Raw genomic sequence first — 12239 nt, 5'->3', positions numbered from 1 at the left:
TTTTTTGATTTAATGATTGAAGAATTTTAATCTGTATAAATTCTTCAATTTTTAAATTATTCTTATCTCATTTTTAATGTAATAAGACATACAATTGCCAACATAACACCTATGATTATCATTCTGTTAACGATCTTACTTTCGTGAAATCCTCCTTTCTGATAATGGTGATGCAAAGGTGACATCCTAAATAATCTATTGTTTTGGGCATATTCCAGCCCGAATTTTCTTTTTCTGTATTTGAAAACTACTACCTGAAGCATGACAGATATATTTTCAATTAAGAAGATTCCGCACAATACAGGAATCATTAATTCTTTTCTTAAAATAATCGCTAAAACAGCAATTACACCACCCAACATCAAACTTCCGGTATCGCCCATAAAAACCTGGGCAGGATAGGTGTTGTACCAGAAAAATCCGATTACTGCCCCTACCATGGCAACCACAAAAATGGTGGTTTCCCCCATATTCGGGAGGAACATAATATTGAGATAATCGGCGAAAATGATATTCCCGGAAACATAGGTGAAGAATGCTAAAGCAAGCAGTATCACTGTACTTGTTCCGGCGGCGAGACCATCAATTCCGTCGGTAATATTGGCTCCGTTTGAAACAGCCGTTACAATGAAAATAACAATCGGGATGAAAACAATCCATGCCCATTCGTGAGCATCTTTATCATTCATCCAGAATAACATTCCGCTGTAGTCGAACTCATTATTTTTAGCAAAAGGAACGGTGGAAACGGCGATTTTTTCTGTAGGCATAAAATTCTGCTCTACATTGTTTCTGTTGACAACTTTTGCATCTGCATACTTTCTTTTAACCGTAATATCCGGGTGAAAATACATTGTAACTCCGACAATTAGCCCTAAACCAACTTGTCCTACAATTTTGAATTTCCCACTTAAACCGTCTTTATTTTTCTTAACCTTTTTTAAATAATCATCTACGAAACCAATGGTACCCATCCAAATAACTGATACAATTAGCAGCACGATATAGACATTCGTGATTCTTGTAAACAGCAAAACAGGGATAAGTGTAGCCAGAATGATGATAAGTCCACCCATTGTAGGTGTTCCTTCTTTTTGTTTCTGACCATCCAGTCCAAGATCACGCACCAATTCTCCCATCTGTTTTGCTCTCAGATAATTAATGATTCTTTTTCCATAAACAAGAGCTATAGTTAAAGACAGCAAAACCGCCATTCCTGCACGGAAAGAAATGTATTTTAACAATCCTAATCCGGGAACGTGGATTCCGTGGTTGGTAAGATATTCGTATAGATAGTATAACATGTTTCTATTTAATTTAAAGATTAAGAGATTAGGATATTTAGAAATTCACGTTGTCTTAATCTCTGAATTTCTAAATCTTTTAATTTAAATTTTATTTACTCATTAACTTCCAAAGCTCAGTAATTACTTCTTTGTCATCAAAATGATGTTTTACACCATTAATCTCCTGATAGTTTTCGTGACCTTTTCCGGCTACGAGAACAATATCTTTTGGTTCTGCAAACTTTATCGCCATTTTTATGGCTTCTCTTCTGTCCGGAATTGAAGTGTATTTGCTGAAATATTGAGGTTCAACGCCTGCTTCAATTTCTTTTATAATTGCTGTTGGGTCTTCTGTTCTCGGATTATCTGAAGTGATGATCGCCAATGTTGATTTTTTCGTGGCAATATTTCCCATTTCAGGTCTTTTTGAATGGTCTCTGTCGCCTCCGCAGCCGAAAACAGTAATCAGTCTTTCGTTTTTTGTTCTGATATCATTAATGCTGTCCAGAATGTTTTCCAGGGCATCCGGAGTGTGTGCATAATCTACGATGAAGAAAATCCCACCATCTGATTTGAAAGTTTCAAATCTTCCGGAAACTCTTTTTAACTTGCTGATTGCCTGTAAAATTTCGTCTTGTTCAAAACCAAGTTCAGAAGCTATTCCGAAAACCAATAATAAATTATAGACATTGAATTTTCCTGTCAAGGTTGTCCAGAATTCTTTTCCATTGAAATTCAACAACATTCCGTTGAAATCAACTTCCAGTAATTTTCCGTGAAAGTCTGCCATTGTCTTTAAGGCATAAGACTTTTTCGTTGCCTTTGTATTTTGAAGCATGACATTTCCGTTTTTGTCATCAACATTTGTGATGGCGATGGCTGTGTCTTCTAATTGATCAAAAAATCTTTTTTTTGTTTTTAAATATTCGTCAAACGTTTTATGATAATCTAAATGATCATGGGTAAGATTGGTAAAACCTGCAATTTTAAAATGAAGTCCTTCAATTCTGTTTTGAGAAATTCCGTGAGAACTTACTTCCATGAAAGCGAAATCACAGCCTTCTTCAACCGCCTGAGCTAAAATTTTATTGATTGTAATAACATCCGGAGTCGTGTGCGTTGCCGGAATTATTTTATCTCCAATTCTGATCTCAACGGTAGAAAGTAATGCTGATTCGTAACCTAAATTTTTAAAAACATCAAAAAGAAGAGTAGAAACAGACGTTTTTCCGTTTGTTCCTGTAACACCAATTAATTTTAATTTTTCAGAAGGATTTCCGTAGAAATTAGAAGCTAATTGTCCCAAAGTTTTAGAAGAATCTTTTACTTTAACATAAGTAATATTTTCGTCTAAGTTTTCAGGAAATTCTTCGCAAACAATTGCTTTTGCTCCTTTTTCAAGTGAAGATGCAATAAATGAATGTCCGTCTACAACCGTTCCTCTCATTGCGATGTACAAAGAGTTTTCCGTAATCTTTCTGCTGTCGAAAACCAATTCGGAAACCTCACGGGTATCGTCACCGTGAATTTCTAATACTGGAATTCTTTTTAATAATTCAATTAATTGCATTTCTTTGATGCTTTTGTTTTCAAATATTTTCATTTAATAGGACTTCATCCTATTCTATTTTAAATCGTCCCTTCAGGATTCTTTATTTTAATTCTGCAGAGACAAATAAATTCTCTGATTTTTACTGATCGTCGTGCCTTCTAGCGGGAATTGTTCTGTAATTCTTCCAACTCCTTTGAAATCGACTCTATATCCTAAATTTTCCAATTGCGGGATTACGTTTTTACCGATTAATCCGACTACGCTTGGCATTTGTTTATTATTAACTGCTACTTTCACATTAGGCTCAACCATTTTATTTAGGTTTACCTTTTTGTCTACAAGCATTTCTTTTTCAATATTTTGTGGCGTTTTCAGGAATGTTTTTCCTGCAATTTCTTTAAATACCGGTGCTGAAACTGTCCCTCCGTAAAACCCTTTTGCGGTATTCGGCTCACTGATCATCACGTAACAGGTATATTTCGGATTATCAGCTGGATAGAAACCTGCAAAAGATGCACGATATTTCATCGGACCAGGCAACCAATATTCAAATCTTGCGGTTCCCGTTTTCCCTGCCATCTTTAAATTTGGTGTGAAAATACTTTTCCCTGTTCCTTTTTCAACGGCTTTTGTTAAAGCACTGGTCATCATTTTAATTGCTTTTTCAGAAGCCATTTTATCAACCATTACTTCCGGTTTGGCACTATACATTACCTTTCCGTCTTTCATGATTTTATCAATGAATAGAGGTTTTAGCATTTTGCCACCATTAGCAACTCCGTTATAGAAAGTTGCTAACTGTAATAAATTGATGTTCGATGAATATCCGTATGCAATTGACGCTAATGTTGCGGCATTCCATCTTTTGCTTTCCGGAGTTACAATTCTTGGTTTTGTAATTCCCGGAAGCTCAATATTCATTTTGTCGAATAATTTCCAGCGTCTTAAATGATCAAGGAAAATTTGTGGTTTCTCGGCGTAATATTTTGTAATTAATTTCGCTGAACCTACGTTACTCGATTTTGCCAAAACATCACTGATATCGTATGTTCCGCCACCGTGACCGTCTGAAATTCTCTGTTTTGCATATACCCAAACTCCATTTCCTACGTCTACCGTTGTATTTTCATCGATGAAACCATCGTCCATTGCCGCTAACAAAGAAATGGTTTTGAAAGTAGAACCGGGTTCGATATTGTCTTTTAAAGCGTAATTGTAAGAATCGACATAATTTCCGTCATCATCTCTTCTTAAATTAACCAGAGCGCGAACTTTTCCGGTTGCAACTTCCATAACAACTACGGTTCCGTGTTTTGCTTCGAAATTGATGAGCTGTTTCTGAAGTGCAGAATGTGCAATATCCTGAATCCTAAGGTCTAAAGTTGTATAAACATCTTCACCATCAATTGGTTCCTGAACTTTCCAGAAGTCGATTGGTTTCCATTGGGATGAATTAATTCTTTGCTCTAATCTCTTTCCGTCAGTTCCTTTTAAATATTTTGAAAAAGCTCCTTCCAATCCTGCTTTATGTTCGCCATCGTCCATTCCGATAGTTCCTGCCCCGATTTCTGAAGTTGCCAATTCTCTTTTGTAGTTTCTGTCAACAATGAAACCTCCTTTATTTTTGCCTCTTTTGAAGATCGGGAATTGTCTGATTCTGTCGTATTGATCAAAATCTAATCCTCTCGCCAAAGTATAGTATTGGTTTTTTTTCCTTCTTTGTTCGTCGAATTTTTTTCTGAACTCGGCTCTTGGTTTTCCGAACATTTTGCTTAAAGAATCTGTCAAAGCACCGATATTGTTGGTGTAGACGGAGTCTTTCATTGTTTTAAAATCAAGAAAAATGTCATAACGCATCACCGTTGTTGCTAAAATTGACCCGTCTGAAGCGAATAAATTTCCACGGGCTGCCTTTAAAGTGGCTGTACGGTAATTTTTATTAATGTAATCATCTTTAATCTCCTGAACATTGGTGTTTTGAAGAATTACAATTCTCGCCAGGAACATTACAAACACGCACAAAGCCACCACTGCGAAGAGGTAGCCCCATCTTAACGTATTCTTACGTTTGTTATCATATTCACTTGGCTTTTGCATCTGTACTGTCCAGTTTTATTAGCAATTTATGAGGATGATTTTCCAAAGTCATTAAAGAGTCCTTTGCAACTTCTTTCCCCAATTCTGATTCCATTTTTACTTTGATCAGCTTACTTTGGGCGTAAGCATTTCTTGATTTGTATTCTTCTGTTTCTTCTTTTAAAGCGTTGACAATTTTAATTTTCTTGTTGACGAGATGATTACTGTAAATCATTGCCATCATTAATATAAACAACAGTAAAAAATACTTGTAATGTACTTTTATCTCATCACGGTTCAGGAAATTTCCTTTTATAATATCTATAAAAGTTAATCTCTTCTGAGGACGATTTGTTGTTGCTCTTTTTGCCACAGACTTTGTCTGATTTATTATTTATTTAATTTGTAGTTATCCTACCTTAATTCCTGTTCTCATTTTTGCACTTCTGGCTCTTGAGTTTTCTTCGATTTCCTTGTTATCCGGGATGATCGCTTTGCTCTTTACCAATTCAAATGCCTTTTGATAATTTCCGTAAATGTCTCTTTGGGGTTCTCCCTCAAACATTCCGTTCTTCAAAAATCTTTTTACCAATCTGTCTTCCAGAGAATGATAAGAGATGACAACTAATCTTCCTTCCGGCTTTAAAATATTGTATGCCTGAACAAGCATTTCTTTTAAAACTTCCAGTTCCTGGTTTACTTCAATTCTTATCGCCTGAAATAATTGGGCGTAAAACTTATTAACCTTATGCGGAGGAAGATAACTGAATAATTTCTTCAGATCTTCTGTCGTATTGATGGCTTTAACTTTTCTGTGATGAACAATATCTCTTGCTAATTTTCTTGCTTCTCTCAGTTCACCGTAATAATAAAAAATATCTGCAAGCTGCTCTTCTTCATAATCATTGATGACTCTTTTGGCATCAAGACCCTGCATTACATTCATTCTCATATCCAGAGGAGCATTGCTTCTGGTAGAAAAACCTCTGTCTGCTTCGTCAAACTGATGAGAAGAAACTCCCAAATCTGCCAAAACTCCGTCAACCTTTGGAACTCCGTACATTAATAAAGAGTTTTCCAGAAATCTGAAATTCTGATTGATTAATGTAAATCTTGAGTCATCAATCGTATTTTTAAGAGCATCTAAGTCCTGATCAAAACTGAACAGTTTTCCTTTATCCGAAAGTCTGTTCAATATCTCTCTTGAATGACCTCCGCCACCAAAAGTACAGTCTACATATATTCCGTCTGGATTCGTCACCAAATCATCAACACTCTGCTTCAGTAAAACGGGGTTATGATACATGTCTAAGTTGTGTTTTTTTACGCCTTTTTTATAATCAGCGTGGTTATTCTTCATCGAAAGCTCCCATTACATCTTCGGCAAGGCTTGCAAAATCAACTTCATTGGTAGAAATTACTTTCTCATAAGCTTCTTTGTCCCAGATTTCAAATAATTCTCCTGCACTTGTGATCACAATATCCTTCTGAAGGGTTGCGAAATGCGTCAGATCTTTCGAAATCTGTAATCTTCCTGCATTGTCCAATTCTACAGTTTTTACACCTGCCGTAAACATTCTAATGAAATCAGCATTCTTTTTAATGAATCTGTTCAGTTTATTAATCTTGCCCATCACTTTATCCCACGCATTCATAGGGTAAACTTCCAGACAAGGTTGGAACACAGATCTTTTGACTACAAATGCCTTGTCTTCGAAGTCTTCCATCTGTTTGATAAGAGATGAAGGAACTTTTAAACGGCCTTTGTCGTCAATTTTACACTCATATGTTCCAATGAAACTTTTCATTTGGAGCAAATTTATATAATAATTTCCAAAATTGCCCACTTTTTCCCACTTTTTGACTTAATGTTAATAAGTTTTATTAAAGATTGAGATTTTGCCATGTAAGTATTTGATATTTTGGTGTTTGAAAAAGGTATTATTTACGCTATAATAAAGAGATTTTCAAAAAAAAAGTTAAAAAACGGGTTATTATATTATTTTTATTTTAAATTAGGGTAATCAAAATATTTTTGAGGTTTAATTTGTATTTTTGCAAGGCTTTATTAAGGCATTTTATGATATTTAGTACAAAAAAAGAAAAGAAATATACTTTTGTTGAGGCGGGAGAAGGACATCCATTGGTGCTGTTGCACGGTTTAATGGGTGGTTTGAGTAATTTCGATAAGATGGTGGATTTTTTTTCAGACAGAGGTTTCAAAGTATATGTTCCTCAGTTGCCGATCTACGATTTGCCGGTACTCAATACGAATCTTACCACAATTGCAAAATATATTGTCAAGTTTATAGAAAGTAACATTTCCGAACCAGTAACTATTGTTGGAAACTCAATGGGAGGTCATATCGGATTGATTTTAACGCTGGCAAGACCGGATTTGGTTAAAAATCTTGTCCTTACAGGAAGTTCAGGTTTATACGAAAGAACTTTCGGGGATAGTTTTCCGAGAAAGAATGACCGTTCTTATATAAGAAAGAAAACGGAAGAGGTTTTTTATGATCCGTCTGTTGCAACCGAAGATTTGGTAGATGAAGTTTTTGGTGTTGTGAACGACAGGATGAAAGGAATCAAAACCGTGATGTTGGCAAGAAGCGCAATTAAACACAATATGCTGAACGACCTTCCTAAAATTTTGACACCAACTTGTCTTATTTGGGGAAAGCAGGATAATGTAACACCTCCTGAAGTTGCGGAAGACATGCACAAATTTATCCCGAATTCAGAGCTTTTCTGGATCGACAAATGCGGTCATGCAGCGATGATGGAAAAACCAGATGAATTCAATGAAATTCTCTACAGCTGGATAAAAGATAAAGTTTAAAAATAAATATAAATGACCATTAAGAGCTTTTCTTAATGGTTTATTTTTCTAAAAAAGATTCTAAAAAATGGTTATTAAAACAGCAACATTTGTAAAAAGCAGTGGAAAATGGCAGGATTGTCCGGAACCTAATATGGCGGAATATGCTTTTATCGGAAGATCTAATGTTGGAAAATCATCGTTGATTAATGCAATGATGAATCATAAAGATTTGGCTAAAACTTCCGGAACTCCAGGAAAGACACAGCTTATTAATCATTTTTTAGTTAATGACAGTTGGTATCTGACGGATTTACCGGGTTACGGATATGCGAAGGTTTCCAAATCGATCAGAAAAGATTTTGAAAAGCTGATCACAAATTATATTTTAAACAGAAAGAATTTAGTTAATCTTTTTGTATTAGTGGATTCCAGACATACTCCGCAGCAAATTGATTTGGAATTTATACAGTGGTGTGGAGAAAGTGGAGTGCCGTTTTCAATTGTTTTTACAAAAGTTGACAAGCTGAAACCGAATATCGCCATTAAAAATGTAGAAAATTATAAAGCTGAACTTCACAAAACATGGGAAGACCTACCGGAAATCTATGTGACCTCGGCAGAAAAGAAAACAGGAGGCGACGAAATTCTGAATTTCATCCAAAAGACCAACGAATTTTTAACAAATAATCATGTAAGTTTCGATGAGTAATGTTATCTGGAAAATCAAAACTTTTGATGAGTTTACGGTTCCCGAATTGTATGCGGTTTTAAAAGCGAGAATCGATGTTTTTGTGATCGAGCAGAACTGCCCTTATCCTGATCTGGATAATTATGACCAGAAAGCCATTCATATTTGGGCGGAAGAAGATGGCGAAGTTTTAGCCAATTGCAGGATTTTTGATAAAGGAATAAAATATGAAGAAACATCGATCGGAAGGGTTTTAACGACGGAAAAGGCAAGAGGAAAAAACCTTGGAAGACAGTTGATAAAATATGCTGTTGAAATTATTGAAAACCGTTTTCATACTTCTGAGATCAGGATTTCTGCGCAGGATTATTTATTGAAATTTTATTCCGATTTTGGATTTGCAGATACAGGAAAAAAATACATGGAAGACGATATTCCGCATACGGAAATGTTGAGAAAATAAAAAAGCGAGGATAGTAATCTTCGCTTTTTTTGATAATTAAATATAGAGTGTTTTTAGTTTTTATTTGAAATTGCTTTTAAAATGATCGGTTCAAGATTAGATGGAAGATCAGCCGATTTTATATGATAATTTTTGATTTTCATTTCTTTGAACCATTTTTCCCAGTATTCTTTGATAACTGCTTCTTCAAACGGATTTCCTTTTTCCGGGTTGACTCCTAAAACGATTACTTCAAGATTACTAAGATTATCGCTGGCTTTCACAAAACCGAATTTGTTTTTCTCAATCGTATTTTTAAAATCAGAAGTGGTAAGATTGTTGGCTTTTATCAACTTGGTTGTCAGATAAGATGTTTTATTTTCTTCTGCAAATTTTGTGTTTTCATGATACATATATCCGTCTGTCAATATGAACAAAATATTTCTTTTATCACTTTTTATACAATAATCATTGACCTTATTTTTAAAAAACTCCCAAATATCAGAACCTACATAATTTCCATCATGAATGGCTGATTGATAAATATTTAAAGGCAGTTCGGAATATTTTTTTTCAACAGCAGTAAAATAATCTTTACTTGTATTTTTATTGAAAGCTACTTTAAGTTCTTTTGTAAATTCATTCATTTTCGGATCCAGAGGTTCAGGATTAAAGAAAACCTGCATCTGATCGTCGTAAGTAATAATCTTTTTTGATTTAATATGATCTAAAAATCCTTTTTCAATGGCTTTGATATATTCGGTATCTCTTTGGAAATACTGCATTGTGGGATTTGGATTGGTTTGAGGATCGATCCTGTCTGATAAGTCAATTAAAATGCTGACATTGATATTGTTTGGATCAGCTACAATTGAATATTTACCGTTTTCTACTTCCGTTATCGGAGGTTTTTTACAACACGAAACCAAAGAAATTATCATTAATACATAAAATATTTTTTTCATAATCTGTGATTTATAAAGATGATAAATAAACTAAGTTTTGATTGTCGGAGTTCGCTCCTACAGTTTCCAGACTTGTGGTGTAGGATGAAATACAATCATCAATCATCGTTTGTTTTTCTGTTTTTGAGACGGCTATTTTCTCACCAATAAAAGTTATCCAACCCTGAACGTATTCCGAAGCATACAGTTTGTAATCTTTAGTTGGAATAATGACGCCATCGATGATATTTTGTAATTCTTCAATTCTTCCTCGTGTTTTGATTATTAATTCTTTTGTGTTGCCGATGTTGGCAAGAATTTCCTCGATTTCATTTTTCAGAATATTGATCTTTTCTGTAAGTGAAAGCACGGCTTTCTGTCTGATTTCCTGCTCACTTTTGATCTTATCTTTTTCTCTGTGTTCTTTCATTACAAAATCGAAAACAACACCCCAAATAATGTAAACAATGAATCCGGCAAAAATAATTCCCCAAAACTGAATCTTGGTAAAAGCTATTTTAAGATCAAATGGAGGGGAATCAAAAGTTTTATTTAATTCATATAATTTTGATTCAATTTCATACGCTAAAATGGAATCGAAGACAAAGGTTACAATAAATAATAAACCTAATTTAACATAATTGGCTTTGGTTTTATTTTCTCCAAACATGTGAATCAAAAAGCCCAACCCAAGAAATACAAACGGGATTAAAGTAACAAATGCAACTTCAATAAAGCCATCATTCCAAGCTTTTTCCCAAGCATTTGCATCTAAAACACTTTGTATTATGGTGCTTTTTGCATCAAAAGTTTTAAAAAAAGCAGAATAAGAAGTTGAAATGTAAAACGTAGCTAAATATAAAGTTATCGGTACCAAAAGAATTACGCCAATCAAGAATTTTGCCGAAGCTCCTCTTGTTGCTTTTACATTATATTTCTCTGGATTTCTGGGTAAATCTAAGATTTCAGATTTTAAGGTTTCAATCGTATTTTGATGATTTTCAATCTCCTTATTTTTTGTTTTTAGAAGTTCTTCTTTGGTTTCCTGTGAAACGGTTAATGCTTTTATCTCTGTATCCCGATTTTTTTGTTCGTTAACATAAGATTCTTTGAGTTTTTGCTGTTTTTCAACCATTTCTTTTTCTTCATTTTGAAATTTTGAGTAAACGGCATCAAGACAAATTGATAGAGTAGAGTGGTTTCCGCTTGTTCTGGAACTGTCTCTGTATCCCGATTCATGATAGGTTCTTTTTCTGCTTTCTTCGGGAGATTCTTCGGTGGGATCAATTTCTGGTTTGATAGGTTCTTCTTTCGGAGTTTCAATCGGAATTGATTTTAATTTAAATAAATTTTTTATACTGGTAGTATCCATGGTGTATTAGTTTTTTAATTCATATAAAATTTCACTTTTATTCTTTCCGATTTTCACGGCTTCAATCAGATAATCAACGATTGCGGTGACGTTTTCTTCCAAAAAACCGAACATCAGAACGTATTTTTCCATTGCAGAATATTCGTTTGGGGAAACAATTCCGTCTGCCCATATCATTACGGTAAGATCATACAGATAATCTACTTTTTCTTCGATAGTCTGCGGAACAAGAGATTTCAGATTAATCGGATTTAAAAGAATTTCATCTAAATTTTTCGACGAAATACCTCTTTCTTCGGCACATTTATAAAGCATTTTCAGCTCTAAGGCACTGAAATCATCATCGCAAATTGCCATTTGGTAAAGTCTTAAAAAGTGAGCTTTAAGATTTTCAGTAATTTGATTGTTTTCCATGTCGTTTTTTTAGTCTTTTTTTGGTTTTTTAGGATTGATGATTCTGTCTCTTGAAACGGTTCTTTGATGTATTGGTGTCGAATGTTCAGAAGTTTCTTCGGTAATTTCTTCTTCCTTTTTCTGCTCTAATTTTTCTATAAAATTGATCAATAGAAATAAAATTCCTGTTATGGTATCAATCGGAATCCAAACACTTTTCCGATACAGATAAATCGGGAAAACGGGGTTGAAAAGAATTAAAATAACAAGAAAAATTATACTGAAATAATGTTGTTTAAAGCTTAGCGTATTGTATAAAACTAATAGAGCTCCTATGGAAACAAGAATTCTGAGAAAAGTATAATATTCTATGGGAAGCCTGAAAATACCGATGAAACAACACAGCGCACAGAAAGTGAGAAATGGTTTCATTTTTTAAGTTTTTAAAATCCTGTTTTGAGATTGTATTTGTAATTGAAATTATCTTCAGACATAAAAATGAAAATGAAGAAATCAATCAGAGAGATCAATGCAGGAATGAATGTCCAACAAAACAAAAGGTATAATAATCCCAATTTATTTTGACCTAAATAAAATCTGTGAATGCCTAGTCCTCCGAGGAAAAAAGCAAGTAACGCGGTAGTAAATTTTGATCTCATAAT

14 protein-coding genes are annotated in these 12239 nt (G+C 34.2%); 3 read left to right on the top strand and 11 right to left on the bottom strand.

What is annotated here, in order from left to right:
• Positions 1–62: 62 nt before the first annotated feature.
• The 6 genes from mraY to mraZ form a co-directional block, all read right to left on the bottom strand.
• Positions 63–1304, bottom strand: a complete 1242-nt coding sequence (gene mraY, locus ABD745_RS17375) for a phospho-N-acetylmuramoyl-pentapeptide-transferase (protein WP_047399020.1) — start codon at positions 1302–1304, stop codon at positions 63–65.
• A 91-nt stretch (positions 1305–1395) separates the two neighbouring features.
• Positions 1396–2856 (bottom strand): UDP-N-acetylmuramoyl-L-alanyl-D-glutamate--2,6-diaminopimelate ligase, encoded by a 1461-nt coding sequence (locus tag ABD745_RS17370; protein WP_344834047.1) that lies wholly within the window; start codon positions 2854–2856, stop codon positions 1396–1398.
• A gap of 87 nt (positions 2857–2943) precedes the next feature.
• Positions 2944–4935 carry a penicillin-binding transpeptidase domain-containing protein gene (locus ABD745_RS17365; protein WP_344833031.1) on the bottom strand — a complete coding sequence of 664 codons (1992 nt, stop codon included), beginning with the start codon at positions 4933–4935 and terminating at the stop codon, positions 2944–2946.
• The gene (locus ABD745_RS17360; protein WP_344833029.1) at positions 4919–5287 is read right to left on the bottom strand and encodes an FtsL-like putative cell division protein; all 369 of its coding nucleotides are present in this window, start codon (positions 5285–5287) and stop codon (positions 4919–4921) included. The genes ABD745_RS17365 and ABD745_RS17360 overlap by 17 nt, the downstream gene beginning before the upstream one ends.
• 36 nt (positions 5288–5323) lie before the next feature.
• Entirely contained in the window at positions 5324–6220 is an 897-nt protein-coding gene (gene rsmH / locus ABD745_RS17355) for a 16S rRNA (cytosine(1402)-N(4))-methyltransferase RsmH (RefSeq protein ID WP_344834045.1), read from the bottom strand.
• A 43-nt stretch (positions 6221–6263) separates the two neighbouring features.
• A complete protein-coding gene (mraZ, locus tag ABD745_RS17350) occupies positions 6264–6722 on the bottom strand; it encodes a division/cell wall cluster transcriptional repressor MraZ (protein WP_344833026.1) in 459 nt (152 codons plus the stop codon).
• A gap of 272 nt (positions 6723–6994) precedes the next feature.
• Between mraZ and ABD745_RS17345 the strand changes: the two genes are divergently transcribed.
• The 3 genes from ABD745_RS17345 to ABD745_RS17335 all read left to right on the top strand — a co-directional run bounded on the left by ABD745_RS17345 (position 6995) and on the right by ABD745_RS17335 (position 8889).
• On the top strand, positions 6995–7756 hold the full coding sequence (locus ABD745_RS17345) for an alpha/beta fold hydrolase (RefSeq protein WP_344833023.1): 762 nt from the start codon (positions 6995–6997) through the stop codon (positions 7754–7756).
• Positions 7757–7823: 67 nt separating this feature from the next.
• Complete coding sequence (gene yihA / locus ABD745_RS17340) at positions 7824–8447, top strand: ribosome biogenesis GTP-binding protein YihA/YsxC (protein WP_344833020.1); 624 nt, start codon at positions 7824–7826, stop codon at positions 8445–8447.
• Positions 8440–8889, top strand: coding sequence for a GNAT family N-acetyltransferase (locus ABD745_RS17335; protein WP_344833017.1), 450 nt, complete (start codon positions 8440–8442; stop codon positions 8887–8889). Before yihA ends, ABD745_RS17335 begins: the two co-directional genes overlap by 8 nt.
• A gap of 53 nt (positions 8890–8942) precedes the next feature.
• Here the strand turns inward: ABD745_RS17335 and ABD745_RS17330 are convergent, their stop codons facing one another.
• The 5 genes from ABD745_RS17330 to ABD745_RS17310 are packed head-to-tail and all read right to left on the bottom strand — an operon-like array spanning position 8943 to position 12236.
• The gene (locus ABD745_RS17330) at positions 8943–9833 is read right to left on the bottom strand and encodes a hypothetical protein (protein ID WP_344833014.1); all 891 of its coding nucleotides are present in this window, start codon (positions 9831–9833) and stop codon (positions 8943–8945) included.
• Between the two features lie 10 nt (positions 9834–9843).
• Positions 9844–11184, bottom strand: a complete 1341-nt coding sequence (locus tag ABD745_RS17325) for a beta-carotene 15,15'-monooxygenase (protein WP_344833011.1) — start codon at positions 11182–11184, stop codon at positions 9844–9846.
• A gap of 6 nt (positions 11185–11190) precedes the next feature.
• Positions 11191–11598, bottom strand: coding sequence for a hypothetical protein (locus ABD745_RS17320; RefSeq protein WP_344833008.1), 408 nt, complete (start codon positions 11596–11598; stop codon positions 11191–11193).
• A 9-nt stretch (positions 11599–11607) separates the two neighbouring features.
• Positions 11608–12009 carry a DUF6804 family protein gene (locus ABD745_RS17315; RefSeq protein ID WP_344833005.1) on the bottom strand — a complete coding sequence of 134 codons (402 nt, stop codon included), beginning with the start codon at positions 12007–12009 and terminating at the stop codon, positions 11608–11610.
• 11 nt (positions 12010–12020) lie between these two features.
• Positions 12021–12236, bottom strand: a complete 216-nt coding sequence (locus ABD745_RS17310) for a TM2 domain-containing protein (RefSeq protein WP_344833002.1) — start codon at positions 12234–12236, stop codon at positions 12021–12023.
• Positions 12237–12239: the final 3 nt, after the last annotated feature.

The organism is Chryseobacterium ginsenosidimutans (assembly GCF_039536845.1).
Classification (GTDB): Bacteria; Bacteroidota; Bacteroidia; order Flavobacteriales; family Weeksellaceae; genus Chryseobacterium; species Chryseobacterium ginsenosidimutans_B.
This window is presented reverse-complemented; position numbering and strand designations above follow the sequence as displayed.